12 protein-coding genes and 1 pseudogene are annotated in these 13,858 nt (G+C 65.1%); 10 read left to right on the top strand and 3 right to left on the bottom strand.

The features are described 5' to 3' along the window. Window positions 1-29 precede the first annotated feature (29 nt). From J8G26_RS17510 to J8G26_RS17520, 3 genes are read right to left on the bottom strand one after another with little or no spacing between them, the layout of a single operon-like run. Entirely contained in the window at window positions 30-446 is a 417-nt protein-coding gene (locus J8G26_RS17510; protein WP_087746634.1) for an RNA-binding S4 domain-containing protein, read from the bottom strand. After that, on the bottom strand, window positions 443-1,852 hold the full coding sequence (locus tag J8G26_RS17515) for a sensor histidine kinase (protein ID WP_210570531.1): 1,410 nt from the start codon (window positions 1,850-1,852) through the stop codon (window positions 443-445). The genes J8G26_RS17510 and J8G26_RS17515 overlap by 4 nt, the downstream gene beginning before the upstream one ends. A gap of 47 nt (window positions 1,853-1,899) precedes the next feature. Further along, window positions 1,900-2,616: a response regulator transcription factor gene (locus tag J8G26_RS17520; RefSeq protein WP_198314707.1), complete on the bottom strand. Its 717-nt coding sequence runs from the start codon at window positions 2,614-2,616 to the stop codon at window positions 1,900-1,902. 87 nt (window positions 2,617-2,703) lie between these two features. Between J8G26_RS17520 and J8G26_RS17525 the strand changes: the two genes are divergently transcribed. The 10 genes and pseudogenes from J8G26_RS17525 to J8G26_RS17570 all read left to right on the top strand — a co-directional run. Next, entirely contained in the window at window positions 2,704-3,663 is a 960-nt protein-coding gene (locus J8G26_RS17525; RefSeq protein WP_087746631.1) for a tripartite tricarboxylate transporter substrate-binding protein, read from the top strand. Window positions 3,664-3,882: 219 nt separating this feature from the next. Then, window positions 3,883-4,368, top strand: coding sequence for a tripartite tricarboxylate transporter TctB family protein (locus J8G26_RS17530; protein WP_232476585.1), 486 nt, complete (start codon window positions 3,883-3,885; stop codon window positions 4,366-4,368). Then, complete coding sequence (locus J8G26_RS17535) at window positions 4,368-5,888, top strand: tripartite tricarboxylate transporter permease (protein ID WP_210570509.1); 1,521 nt, start codon at window positions 4,368-4,370, stop codon at window positions 5,886-5,888. Before J8G26_RS17530 ends, J8G26_RS17535 begins: the two co-directional genes overlap by 1 nt. Window positions 5,889-6,044: 156 nt before the next feature. After that, window positions 6,045-7,553, top strand: a complete 1,509-nt coding sequence (locus J8G26_RS17540; protein ID WP_210570512.1) for a sigma 54-interacting transcriptional regulator — start codon at window positions 6,045-6,047, stop codon at window positions 7,551-7,553. A gap of 150 nt (window positions 7,554-7,703) precedes the next feature. Beyond that, window positions 7,704-8,888: a substrate-binding domain-containing protein gene (locus tag J8G26_RS17545; protein ID WP_210570514.1), complete on the top strand. Its 1,185-nt coding sequence runs from the start codon at window positions 7,704-7,706 to the stop codon at window positions 8,886-8,888. A gap of 145 nt (window positions 8,889-9,033) precedes the next feature. Then, window positions 9,034-9,864 (top strand): ABC transporter ATP-binding protein, encoded by an 831-nt coding sequence (locus J8G26_RS17550; RefSeq protein WP_210570516.1) that lies wholly within the window; start codon window positions 9,034-9,036, stop codon window positions 9,862-9,864. Then, window positions 9,861-10,586, top strand: a complete 726-nt coding sequence (locus tag J8G26_RS17555) for an ABC transporter ATP-binding protein (RefSeq protein ID WP_087746623.1) — start codon at window positions 9,861-9,863, stop codon at window positions 10,584-10,586. The genes J8G26_RS17550 and J8G26_RS17555 overlap by 4 nt, the downstream gene beginning before the upstream one ends. Window positions 10,587-10,677: 91 nt before the next feature. Then, entirely contained in the window at window positions 10,678-11,664 is a 987-nt protein-coding gene (locus J8G26_RS17560; RefSeq protein ID WP_210570525.1) for a branched-chain amino acid ABC transporter permease, read from the top strand. Between the two features lie 17 nt (window positions 11,665-11,681). Then, window positions 11,682-12,749 carry a branched-chain amino acid ABC transporter permease gene (locus tag J8G26_RS17565; RefSeq protein ID WP_210570527.1) on the top strand — a complete coding sequence of 356 codons (1,068 nt, stop codon included), beginning with the start codon at window positions 11,682-11,684 and terminating at the stop codon, window positions 12,747-12,749. Between the two features lie 35 nt (window positions 12,750-12,784). Then, window positions 12,785-13,858 (top strand): annotated as a pseudogene (locus J8G26_RS17570) (3-hydroxybutyrate oligomer hydrolase family protein); the annotation flags it as partial.

The raw sequence follows: 13,858 nt of genomic DNA on the forward strand, positions 1-13,858 counted from the left end.
GCGAAGGTGCAGCGTGGGCGGTGTGTCATTTACTCGACGGATGCGCTCCAGCGGTCGCCCCAGTTCCGGGCGCGGTCGATGTTGCGTCGGTCGCGTTTGGTGGGGCGTCCTTCTTGCAATGCCGAGGCTGGCTCGGGCGCCAGTCGGCGCTGTTCGGCGGCTTTTTCCCGGGCGGCGATGCTGTCGGCGGTTTCCTCGTACAGCTGCTGGGCCACCGGTGCCGGGCCGCGTGCACCACTCAAGCCCCGTACGAGCACCGTGCGTGCCACCGGGCCCTGGCGCAAGGCCACGGTGTCGCCGCAGCGCAGGTCGCGGGCGGCCTTGGCGGGGTGGCCGTTGACGGTGACGCGACCCTTGCTGATTTCTTCAGTGGCCAGGCTGCGGGTCTTGTAGAACCGCGCGCACCACAGCCATTTGTCCAGTCGCATCGTATCGGGGGCATTCATGGGGACGATTGTGCCGTGGTGGCGTTGGACAGGTTGGGAGCGGGCGGGTTGAGCGGCAGGTGCACGATGGCGTCCAGCCCCGCCACACGGCCCGCTTCCGTGCGGTTGGTCAGCGCAATGCGGCCGCCGAGCGTCTGCACGATCTCATGGCAGATGGCCAGGCCCAGGCCGCTGCCGGTGCGCACGTCGCCCGCAGAGAAGGGCTGGAAGAGGCGTGCGGCCAATTCGTCGTCGATGCCGCTGCCATGGTCGCTTATGCAGAGCACCGCCTGGTGATCGGCGCAGCGCAGGTTGACCGACAGTTCACTGCCTTGCGGTGCGTGGCGGATTGCGTTGTGCAGCAGATTGCGGGCCAGCTCGCGCAGCATCCATTCGTGGGCAAATACCGTTGCCGGCTCGGTATGGATGCCAAAGTCGAGATCGCGCTGCGCGATCAGGGGTGACAGGTCCAGCGCCACGGCACGCAGGATGTCGTCGAACCGCGTCGGTGGCGGCGCGCTTTGCTGGCGCAGCTGCTCGACCTTGGCAAGGGCCAGCATCTGGTTGGCCAGTTGGGTGGCACGGTCCACAGTGTTGCTGATCTCCTGCAGTGCCTGGTGCTGGGGCACATCGCCGCGCAGGGCCGACTGCACCTGCGTCTTGAGCACGGCCAGCGGCGTGCGCAACTGGTGCGAGGTGTCGCGCACAAAGCGTTTTTGGTGGCGCAGCAGATGCTGCAGCCGTTGCATGACCTGGTTGGTGCTGTCGATCAGGGGTTGCAGTTCACGGGGGGCGGAGCTGGCTGCGATCGGGCTCAGGTCGCCATCGGGGCGTGCTTGCAGCTGCTTGCTGAGCTGGCGCACCGGGCGCGTGGCGCGTTGCACCACGATGACGACGGTGAGCGCAATCACGGCAATCAGCAGCGCCTGCCGGGCCAGCGTGTTCCACAGGATCTGCAGCGCCAGGGTGTGCCGTATTTCCAGGGTTTCCGCCACCTGAATGACCGCCATGCCGCGGCCATTGGCACTGGCCACGGGTTGCAGCAGCACGGCCACGCGCACGTTCTCGCCGCGGAATTGGTCGTCATAGAAATCCACCAGTGCCGCATAGGGGGGGCGATCCGGAATGCGCCCGTGCCAGGCCGCAAGTTCGGCAAAGCCCGAGACCATTTCGCCCTGCAGGGTGGAGACGCGGTAGAACATGTGGCTCTGGTTGTCGGCCTCGAAGGCCTCCAGGGCAGAGTAGGGTACGACGGCCCGCAGCTGCGCCGCGTCGTCGTAGCCCGATACGTCCAGCTGTTCGCTGATGGTCTTGGCCGACGCCAGCAAGGTGCGGTCGTAGGCGGTGTTCAGCGAGGCCAGGGCCTGGCGGTACAGGCTGAACGTGTTGAAGGCGATGAACGCCACCACCGGCAGCAGGATGCCCATCAGCAGCCGCCGCCGCAGTGACTGGGCGCGCAACGCAGCGGGCCTGGTCACGTATCGGCCCTGAGCAGGTAGCCCAGCCCGCGCAGCGTCATGAGGGTCAGGCCCGTGCCGGCCAGTTTCTTGCGCAGGCGGTACACCACCACTTCGATGGCTTCGTACTGCACGTCCAGCTGGCCGGGGAACACCAGTTCATAGAGGCGCTCCTTGGTCACGGCATGGCCCGGCTGCACCAGCAGGGCATGCATCAGCGCCAGCTCGCGGGGTGTGAGTTCCATCACCTCGCTGTTGTGGTACAGCGCGCCGCTGTCCTTGTCATAGCGGATGGCCCCGATCTGGACGGATTGGCTTGCCGAAGGCGCGGGGTCGGCGCTGCGCCGCAGCAGGGCGCGCAGCCGCGCTTCCAGTTCGTCCAGATCAAACGGCTTGGGCAGGTAGTCATCGGCACCGGCATTGAGGCCCAGCACCCGGTCGCCCACGGTGCCGCGTGCAGTGAGGATCAGCACCGGCGTGCGCAGCCCGCGGGCACGGGCCTGTTGCAGCACCTGCAGGCCGTCCAGGCCGGGCAGGGTGAGGTCGAGCACCACGGCATCTGGCGGACGTGCGACCCACTGGCTGAGCGCCGCCGGGCCGTCGCCCACGGCGGTGATTTCCATGCCCCGGCGCGCCAATGCGCGCTGCAGCGTGAGCTGCATGGTGGGGTCGTCTTCGACGAGAAGCAATTGCATGCGCGGCACCATAGCACCGACCGCGCTGGGCCGTGGCATTGGTGTTTTCCCTGAGTGTGCGGACAGCCGTTTGACAGGCTGCGCGCGCATCATCGGTCAGTTCGCCAACCCTATTAGGAGACATCGATGCGTCGCGACACCTTTCTCAAATCCCTGGCCGCGCTGGCTGCTGCCGGGGCCTTGCCCCCGTCGGCCCATGCCGCCAGCGCCGTCAAGATGATGCTGCCCGCCAACCCCGGCGGCGGGTGGGACTCCACGGGCCGTGCCCTGGGCAAAGCGCTGCTCGAATCGGGGGCGGCATCGTCGGTCACCTACGACAACAAAGGTGGCGCAGCCGGTGCCATTGGCCTGGCGCAGTTCGTCAACTCCAGCAAGGGCGACCCGAACGCCCTGATGGTGATGGGCGCGGTGATGCTGGGCGGCATCATCACCGGCAAGCCGCCGGTGAGCCTGTCGCAAGCCACGCCGATTGCGCGGCTGACCAGTGAGTACAACGTGTTCGTGCTGCCCGCCAATTCGCCCTTCAAGAGCATGGCCGAGGTCGTTGCCCAGCTCAAGAAAGACCCCGGCAGCGTGAAATGGGGTGGCGGCTCGCGCGGCTCCACCGAGCACATTGCCGCGGCGATGATTGCCCGCGAAGTGGGTGTGGACCCGGCCAAGATCAACTACGTGGCGTTCCGCGGAGGTGGCGAGGCGATTGCAGCCATCCTGGGCGGCAACGTGACGATTGGCGGTGGCGGCTACAGCGAGATGGCCGAGTACATCGCCACCAAGAAGATGAGGCCCATTGCCGTGACCTCGGGCCTGCGCCTCAAGAACTCCACGGTGCCCACGCTCAAGGAGCAGGGCATCAACGTGGAGATCGGCAACTGGCGTGGCGTGTATGCCGCGCCCGGCATCACGGCCGAGCAGCGCAAGGCGCTGACGGACATGGTCGCCAAGGCCGTCAAGAGCAAGAGCTGGGCCGAATCGCTGGAGAAAAACGACTGGACCCCGGCCTGGATGGCGGGCGACGAGTTCGCGAATTTTGTGGACAACGAGTTCGCCAGCCTGCGCGCCACGATGGTCAAGGCGGGCATGGTCTGAGCCGTGCCCCTGCGCCGTGATGCCCCTGTGCTGTACAACGGCCCTGGCGGGCGCACGGCGGTTTTGTGCGCATCCACTGCGGTGCGCGCCGTATTGCGCACCTTGGGCGCCCTGTGCCCAAGGGCTTGAGAAAGACCCCGCATGTCTGATCCCACAACCCTTCCTTCTTCCGATCCGGGCGCCGTGCCCGGTGTTGCCAGCAACGTGCCGGCCCTGCGCATGCAGACCGTGGTGGGCGTCGGCGTGCTGCTGACCGCAGCGGCACTGGCGCTGGGTGCCCTGAATATTCCATCGAACGCGGGCTATGGCGGCGTGGGCCCCAATTTCCTGCCCTGGCTGGTGGCGGGCGTGCTGGCGCTGTGCGGCGGCGTGCTGCTGTGGGAGGCACGAACGGGCGGATTTCGCGACATGGAAGAGCCCAATGGTTCCGCGCATGCACACAAGCCGGCCTTTGTGTGGGTGTCGGCTGGTCTGTTGCTCAATGCCGCCCTCATCACTACGGTGGGGTTCATCTTGAGCTGCACGCTGTGCTATGTGCTGGCGGTGCAGGGGCTGCGTCGGGCAGCGGGGCAAGACGCAGGCACCGCGCGCACCTGGGCGGTGGATGGGTTGACGGGTGTGCTGATCTCGGCGCCGGTCTATTGGACTTTCACGCAGTTTCTGGCCATCAACCTGCCAGGGCTTACGCAAACCGGGTGGTTGTGATGGAAATTTTTGATGCATTGATGGCGGGCTTTGCCACCGCCGCCACGCCCGCCAACCTGCTGTGGGCGCTGGTGGGCTGCGCGCTGGGCACCGCCGTGGGCGTGCTGCCCGGCATTGGCCCTGCAGTGGCGGTGGCCATGCTGCTGCCCATCACGGCCAAGGTTGAGGTCACGGCCTCGATGATCTTTTTTGCTGGCATCTACTACGGTGCCATGTACGGCGGCTCCACCACCTCCATCCTGCTCAACACGCCGGGCGAAACCGCCAGCATGGTCACGGCCATGGAGGGCAACAAGATGGCCAAGAGTGGCCGGGCCGGGGCGGCGCTGGCCACCTCGGCCATCGGTTCGTTCGTGGCGGGCACCATTGCCACCGTCGTCGTGACCCTGTTTGCCCCCTACGTGGCCGACTTTGCCGTGAAACTGGGCCCGCCCGAATATTTCATGCTGATGGTGCTGGCCTTTACTACCGTGAGCGCGGTGCTGGGCAAGAGCACGGTGCGCGGCATGACGGCTCTGTTCGTGGGGCTGGCGGCCGGTTGCATTGGCATGGACCAGATTTCTGGCGCGGCGCGCTACACCGGCGGCAAGCCCGAGTTGCTCGACGGCATCGACATCGTGCTGGTTGCGGTGGGCCTGTTTGCCGTGGCCGAAGTGCTGTATGCGGCAATGTACGAGGGCCGCGTGGTCGAGTCGCGCAACACGATGAGCCGCGTGCACATGACCGGGCGCGACTGGAAACGCTCCATTCCCGCGTGGCTGCGCGGCACGGCGATCGGCACGCCGTTCGGCTGCATTCCGGCGGGCGGCACCGAGATTCCGACCTTTCTGAGCTATGCCACCGAAAAGAAGCTGGCCAAGGGCGGCGACAAGGCCGAGTTCGGCACCGTGGGCGCCATTGAAGGCGTGGCCGGGCCCGAGGCCGCCAACAATGCCACCGTGACCGCAGCCATGATTCCGCTGCTCACGCTGGGCATTCCCACCTCCAACACCACGGCGGTGCTGCTGGGCGCGTTCCAGAACTACGGCATCAACCCCGGCCCGCAACTGTTCACCACCTCGGCCACGCTGGTGTGGGCGCTGATTGCCTCGCTGTACATCGGCAACGTGATGCTGCTGGTGCTGAACCTGCCGCTGGTGGGCCTGTGGGTGAAGCTGCTGAAAATCCCCAAGCCCCAGTTGTATGCGGGCATCCTGATTTTTGCCACGGTGGGGGCCTACGGCATGCGCCAGAGCACCTTCGATCTGTTCCTGCTGTATGGCATTGGCATGCTGGGTGTGCTGATGCGGCGCTTTGACTTTCCTACGGCGCCCGTGGTGGTTGGCATGATCCTGGGGCCGTTGGCCGAGGCGCAGATGCGCAATGCCGTGTCGATCGGCGAGGGCAGCTGGCTCATCTTTGTGCAGCGTCCGATGTCGCTCGCGCTGCTCATCATCGTGCTGGCGGTGCTGATCCTGCCGCGTCTTTTTAAGCACCTGGCGCAGCGCAAGCGGGCGCGCCTGCAGCAGCTCGATGCCTGAGCCTGGCGAGTGGATGAGCGGCTATTCCACAACAATTTTCAAGCCAAATAGCCTTTAAGCCCTTTGTGGATAAGCGCTGGTAGCTATTAATTTGGTAGCTCTCCTGCACCCAAGCGCAGGAGCGTCGTCTGGCCAGAGCGCGCTACCATCGCGGCCATGCCTTTGCTCAATGAAGATGCCCCCGCACTGCCGATGGATGCCCAGGGCATTCTGGAACTGGCGGCGCGCTCCATGTTCCAGCTGTTCTCCAGCGTCAGCCAGGGCATGTTTCTGGTGGATCGCAGCGGGCGCATCGTCTGGGTGAACGAGGGTTACCAGCGCTTTTTGCCCGCCCTGGGGTTCTCGTCGGTGGACCAGTTTGTCGGCCGCACCGTGGAGGAGGTGATCCCCAACACCCAGATGCGCCGGGTGCTCGAAACCGGTCAACCCGTACTGATTGACCTGCTCACCAACAAGGCGGGCACCTTTGTGGTCAGCCGCATTCCCTTGCGCGATGAGGCCGAGCGCGTGATCGGCGCCATCGGCATCGTGCTGTTTGACCACCCCGAAACCACGCTGCAGCCCTTGATCGGCAAATTTGCCCTGCTGCAGCGCGACCTTGATGATGCGCGGCGCGAGCTGGCCAGCCAGCGCAGCCGCTCGCTGGCTGTGTCGGGCGATGGCGAGCGGCGCGCCAAATACACCTTTGCCAGCTTTGTCGGGTCGAGCCCTGCGGCGTCCGAAGTGAAGCGCCAGGCGCGCCGTGCCGCGCAGTCATCCAGCCCTGTGCTGCTGCTGGGCGAAACCGGCACCGGCAAGGAGCTGCTGGCCCATGCCATCCATGCCGCATCCAGCCGCGCCAGCGGCCCGTTTGTCAGCGTGAACATCGCCGCCGTGCCCGATACGCTGCTCGAAGCCGAGTTCTTTGGCGTGGCTCCCGGCGCCTACACCGGCGCCGACCGCAAGGGGCGCGACGGCAAGTTCAAGCTGGCCGATGGCGGCACCCTGTTTCTCGACGAAATCGGCGACATGCCGCAAAGCCTGCAGGCCAAGCTGCTGCGTGCGCTGCAGGAGGGCGAGATCGAACCCCTGGGCTCGAACAAGCTGGTGCCCTTCAATGTGCGCGTGGTGGCCGCCACCTCGCGCGACCTGGCGGCGCTGGTGCGCGACAGCCGGTTTCGCGAAGACCTTTTTTATCGTTTGCATGTGCTGCCGGTGCGCGTGCCGCCGCTGCGCGAGCGGCGCAGCGACATCCCGGCGCTGGTGGAAGTGCTGGGCGAAGACCTGGCGCTGCGCAACGGCACGGCACCGCCCGAGCTGCAGCCCGATGCCATGGCGCTGCTGGCCGGGCAGCCCTGGCGCGGCAACATCCGCGAGCTGCGCAATGTGCTGGAGCAGGCCGCCATGCGCAGCGATTCGCAGTCCATCGATGCCTACCAGCTCGAACGCATCCTGCGCGAAGCAGGGGTGGAACCCGCGGCTCCCGTGCGCGATGCCCTGACTGAGCCCGGGGCGCTGGGCGACGAGCAGCGCTACCTGCGCCCCCTGGCCGAGCAGGTGGCCGAGCTGGAACAGCGCGCCATTGCGGCGGCGCTCAAGGCCCACGGGGGCAACAAGCAGGCGACGGCGCGGCAGCTGGGCATCTCGCGGGCGACGCTTTATGGACGTCTGGAAAACCCTGAATAAAAAACAGCCAAATGCCTGAATTTCAGACGCTTTATGTGTATGAAATTCAGGCATTGTCACTCGTCCTGAATAATTTAGCCCTATAAATCAACGGTTTGAAGACTGGCACGAACTGTGCAATGTTCAGTCAAAACAATAGGAGACAACCCCATGCAACGCCGTACCCTGGTCGCACTGGCCACCTTGGCCGCCACACTATCGGCCCCCGTATTCAGCCAGTCGGGCGAAATCCGCATCGCCCACGTCTACAGCAAGACCGGCCCGCTCGAAGCCTATGGCAAGCAGACGCAGACCGGCCTGATGATGGGGCTCGAATACGCCACGGGCGGCACCATGGCCGTCAACGGCAAGAAGATCGTGGTGATCGAGAAGGACGACCAGGGCAAGCCCGACCTGGGCAAGAGCCTGCTGGCCTCGGCCTATTCGGACGACAAGGCCGACATCGCCGTGGGGCCCACATCGTCGGGCGTGGCGCTGGCGCTGCTGCCCGTGGCCGAGGAATACAAAAAGATTCTGCTGGTCGAACCCGCCGTGGCCGACGCCATCACGGGCGACAAGTGGAACAAATACATCTTTCGCACCGGCCGCAACAGCAGCCAGGACGCCATCGGCAACGCCGTGGCCATCGACAAGCCAGGTGTGACCATCGCCACGCTGGCGCAAGACTATGCCTTCGGTCGCGATGGTGTGAAAGCCTTCAAGGGTGCCATCAAAAATGCCAAGTTGGTGCACGAGGAATACCTGCCCGCCAACACCACCGATTTCACGGCCGGTGCGCAGCGCCTGATCGATAAGCTCAAGGACCAGCCGGGCCGCAAGGTCATCTGGATCTTGTGGGCCGGCGCGGGCAACCCGTTCAAGATTGCCGACATGGACTTGAAGCGCTACGGCATCGAGATCGCCACGGGCGGCAACATCCTGCCCGCCATGGCCAGCTTCAGAAACTTCCCGGGCATGGAAGGCGCTACCTACTACTATTTCGGCATTCCAAAAAATCCCGTGAACGAAGCCCTGGTGTCCGCGCACTACAAACAGTTCAAGGCACCACCCGACTTCTTTACGGCCGGCGGCTTCAGCGCGGCCATGGCGCTGGTCACGGCGCTCAAGGCCACGGGTGGCGATGTCAACACCAACAAACTCATCAAGACCATGGAAGGCATGGCCTTTGACACCCCCAAGGGCAAGATGACCTTCAGGCGCGAAGACCACCAGGCCCTGCAAAGCATGTACCACTTCAAGATCAAGGTGGACCCGGCCTTTGCCTGGGGCGTGCCCGAACTGGTGCGCGAGATCAAGCCCGAAGAGATGAACGTGCCGATCCGTAACCAGCGCTGACCGGTGCCGGGCGGCCCTGCGGGGTTGCCTGGGTGCTCACTTATTTGTAGCTTTAGGCGCTTTGTGGATAAGCGCTAGATGGTATTTTGGTCAAAAAACCAGGGGAATGCGCTGCCAATGGCCTTCGGCGGCGCGCGCACCACACATGCTTGAAACCAGAGACCTGACCATCCGCTTCGGCGGCCATGTGGCGGTTAACGCCGTGAGCTGCGCGTTCGCGCCGGGCACGCTCACGGCCATCGTGGGCCCCAATGGCGCGGGCAAGACCACTTATTTCAACCTGATCTCGGGGCAACTGCGGGCCAGCGCCGGCACGGTGGCGCTGGGCGGGCGGGACCTGACGGGCCAGTCGCCATCAGCGCGCACACGGGCCGGGCTGGGGCGGGCGTTTCAGCTCACCAACCTGTTTGCGGGCCTCACGGTGCTGGAGAACGTGCGACTGGCCGTGCAGGCCACGCGCGCCGGCGCACACCGCCGCGGGCTGAACCTGTGGAGCATCTGGAGTGACCACCGCGCGCTGACCGAGCGGGCGCAAGCCATCCTGCGCACCGTGTCGATGCTGGAGCGCAGCGATACCCCCGTGGCCAGCCTGCCGCATGGTGACCAGCGCAAGCTGGAGGTGGCGCTGCTCATGGCGCTGGAGCCGCAGGTCTATATGTTCGACGAGCCCACCGCCGGCATGGACCACGACGAAGCGCCCGTGATCCTGAACCTGATCCGCGAACTCAAAAAGGACAAGACCAAGATCATCCTGCTGGTCGAACACAAGATGGACGTGGTGCGCGAGCTGGCCGACCGCATCATCGTGCTGACCAACGGCACGCTGGTGGCCGATGGCGCACCGGCCGAGGTGATTGCATCGCCCGTGGTGCAGGAGGCGTACCTGGGGCTGACGCCCCAGGACGCCTCTGGCGGCACTTACGCTCTCCCCCATCCCGACCTTCCCCCGTTCGGGGGAAGGGGAGAACAGCCATGAGCGGCACACTATTGGAGTTGCGCGGCGTGCACACGCACATCGGCGCCTACCACGTCCTGCATGGCGTGGAGCTGGCCGTGCCGCGTGGCCAGCTCACCATGCTGCTGGGCCGCAACGGCGCGGGCAAAACGACCACGCTGCGCACCATCATGGGCCTGTGGCATGCGTCGCGGGGCAAGATCACGTTCGCCGGCAAGGACATCACGGCGCTGCACACGCCGCAGATCGCCGCAATGAACATCGCCTACGTGCCCGAGAACATGGGCATCTTTGCCGACCTCACGGTAAAGGAAAACATGCTGCTGGCCGCCCGCAACGCGCGCAACGTGGCGCAGATGGACACCGCACGCCTCGAATGGATCTTCAGGCTGTTCCCAGCGGTCGAGAAGTTCTGGAACCACCCCGCAGGCAAGCTCAGCGGCGGACAAAAGCAGATGGTGGCCGTGGCGCGCGCCATCATCGAGCCGCGTGACCTGCTCATCGTGGACGAGCCCAGCAAGGGCCTGGCCCCGGCCATCATCCACAACATGATCGAGGCGTTCGACCAGCTCAAGAAGAGCGGCGTGAGCATTTTGCTGGTCGAGCAGAACATCCACTTCGCCAAGCGCCTGGGCGACACCGTGGCCGTGATGGACAACGGCCAGGTGGTGCATGCGGGCAGCATGGCTGCGCTGGCCGAGGACGAGGCGCTGCAGCGTTCGCTGCTGGGCTTGGCACTATGAATTTCATGTCTTTTTGGCCTCTAACGCTTATCCTGAAAGCGCTATCAGCTATTAATTTAGTAGCTAAATTGGTGATAACCGGGAGACCCGCATGAGTGCCACCCGCGACTTCGACTGGAAGCCTCTGGCCCTGGTGCCCGCTCTCGCGCTGCTGGTGCTGCCCTTCATCGGCTCGCCCAGTACCTGGCTCACGCTCACGGTGGCGGGGCTGGCCATGGGCATGATCATCTTCATCATCGCCTCGGGCCTCACGCTGGTGTTCGGCCTGATGGACGTGCTCAACTTTGGCCACGGCGTGTTCATTGCGCTGGGCGCCTTCGTGGCCACCAGCGTGCTGGGCGCCATGGGCGACTGGACTGGGTCTGACCAGCTGTGGCGCAACATGGTGGCGGTGCTGCCGGCCATGCTGGTGGCCATGGCCGTGGCGGGCGCCGTGGGCCTGGCGTTCGAGCGCTTCATCGTGCGGCCCGTGTATGGCCAGCATTTGAAGCAGATTCTCATCACCATGGGCGGCATGATCATTGGTGAAGAACTCATCAAGGTGATCTGGGGCCCTGCGCAAATCCCGCTGCCGCTGCCCGGTGGCATGCGCGGCGCACTGCTGATTGGCGATGCCGCCATTGAAAAATACCGCCTGGTGGCGGTGGCCGTGGGCCTGGTGGTGTTTGGCGTGCTGGCCTTCATGATGTCGCGCACCAAGGTCGGCCTTCTGATCCGCGCTGGCGTGCAAGACCGCGAGATGGTCGAGAGCCTGGGCTACCGCATCCGCCGCCTGTTTGTGGGCGTGTTCGTGGTGGGCTCGGCCCTGGCGGGGCTGGGCGGTGTGATGTGGGGCCTGTACCAGCAAAGCGTGGTGCCGCAGATGGGCGCGCAGGTCAATGTGCTGATCTTCATCGTGATCATCATCGGCGGCCTGGGCAGCACGGGCGGGGCGCTCATCGGCGCGCTGCTGGTGGGGCTGATGGCCAACTACACCGGCTTTCTGGTGCCGAAGGTGGCGCTGTTCTCCAATATCGCGCTGATGGTGCTCATCCTGTTGTGGCGCCCGCAGGGTGTGTATCCGGTAGCCAACCGGTAAGCCGAGGAGGCAAGACCATGCTGAACCGTCTTCTCTCCGGCGACTACCCGCGCAGCAAGGTGCTGGCGGTGATCCTGGTGGCCATCTTCCTCGGCCTGGCGTTCGCGCCTTTTCTGTTTCCGGGCGTCAAGGCGCTGTCGGTGGCGGCCAAGGTGCTGATCTTTGTGGTGCTGGTCGCCAGCTTTGACCTGCTGCTGGGCTACACCGGCATCGTGAGCTTTGCGCACACCATGTTCTTTGGCATCGGCGCCTACGGCATCGCAGTGGCCACCACGCGCATGGGGCCCACATGGTTTGCGCTGCTGGTGGGGCTGGGTGGGGCGCTGGTGCTTTCGCTGCTGCTGTCGCTGGCCGTGGGGCTGTTCTCGCTGCGCGTGCGCGCCATCTTCTTTGCCATGATCACGCTGGCGGTGGCGGCGGCGTTCCAGACGCTGGCCTCGCAGCTGTCGGACATCACGGGCGGTGAAGATGGGCTGACGTTCAAGGTGCCCGAGGTCCTGTCGCCCAGCTTCGAGCCGTTTGACGAGCCCTTCCTGGGCGTGGCCATCGATGGGCGATTGATCTGCTACTACCTGCTGTTTGTCACTGCCGTGGTGCTGGTGCTGGCGCTGCTGCGCATCGTGAACTCGCCGTTTGGCCGCGTGCTGCAGGCCATCCGCGAGAACGAGTTCCGCGCCGAGGCCATTGGCTACCGCGTGGTGGTGTACCGCACCACATCAAGCGTGCTGTCAGCGCTGTTTGCCACGCTGGCGGGTGCGATGCTGGCGCTCTGGCTGCGCTACAACGGGCCAGATACCTCGCTCAGCTTCGAAATCATGATGGACTGCCTGCTCATCGTGGTGATTGGTGGCATGGGCACCATCTACGGTTCGGTCATCGGGGCCGTGCTTTTCGTGGTGGCGCAAAGCTACCTGCAGGACCTGCTGCGCCTGGGCCACGAGGCCACGGCAGGCCTGCCCTGGCTGTCCGCGCTGCTTTCGCCTGACCGCTGGTTGCTGTGGCTGGGCGTGTTGTTTGTTTTGTCGGTCTATTACTTTCCCGCTGGCGTTGTTGGACGTCTGCGATCGCTGCGCACCCAAGGCTGAGTGCGCATTTTTGTGTCAGTAAAAAAGGAGACAACATGAAAGCAAACTTGCATGACAAGCGCGCCCTCAAGGTGGCCATGACCGCATTGGCCGGGGCTGTGCTGGTCGCGTGTGGCGGATCGGACGATCCGACCAACGATCTTCCCACCGGCATCACGCCGGTGAGTGCCACCGTCTATCCCGCCACCACAGTGGGCAAAGGAGACAGTGCGGCCACGCAGGACTTGTTGACCGGGGGTATCGGCAAGACCGGGCTGGGCGGTGCCGCACCGGCCTATGCGGACCCGGCCAACCCCACAGCGGCAGAGCTGCGCCGCAATGCGCTGTATTCCAACTACAGGGGCATTCTGGATTACTCGGCCAATGGTGGCTACGGCAGCTTGTATGGCCCCAACGTGACTGCTGAGGGCGCCGTGACGACCAGCGAGGGGCTGATTCCCGGCCGCGAATATGTGGCGGCGCTGGACGACGGCTCGGGCCACCTACAACGCCCTGTTCCCGAACCGCCTGGCCCTCAAGCAGGTGCACTCGCAGCAAAACCCGGAAAAAGACTGGGGCAACGACACGCTGGCGGCTGGCCGCTATGCGCTGTATGTGCTCAACGACCGCTATGGCACGGCTGCCAACCCCGTGCCGTTCACGTCAGAGAACACCATCGTGATTGCCGGCTCGGCATCCAACGGCGGTGCGGCTTCGCTGGGCGCGGCTGAAAAAGACAGCGGTGGGTTGATCGACGGCGTGGTGGCCTCCGAGCCCGTGACCGAAATGCCCACCGCCAGCGGCTATGGCATCCAGTTTGGCGGTGCGGCCGTTAGCGGCTATGGCAAGACGCTGGCCGATTACACGACCTTCGGCAACATCTACCAGCCCTGCGCTGCGCTGGCGGCCGATGCGGCCATGACGGAAACATCCATCTTTAACTACATCCAGCTGGTGGGTATGACGGCGCGGGCCACGGCCCGCTGCGATGGCTTGGCGGCCAAGGGCCTGGTCAGTGGCGCCGACACGGCGGCCCGCTCGCTGGATGCGCTGAACAAGCTGCGCGCTTTTGGCTGGACGCCCGACAACGGTATCCGTCCGGCCACCCCATCTACCCCGAATGAGCAATT

Source organism: Acidovorax sp. JG5 (assembly GCF_017939685.1).
In the GTDB taxonomy this organism is placed as follows: domain Bacteria; phylum Pseudomonadota; class Gammaproteobacteria; order Burkholderiales; family Burkholderiaceae_C; genus Acidovorax.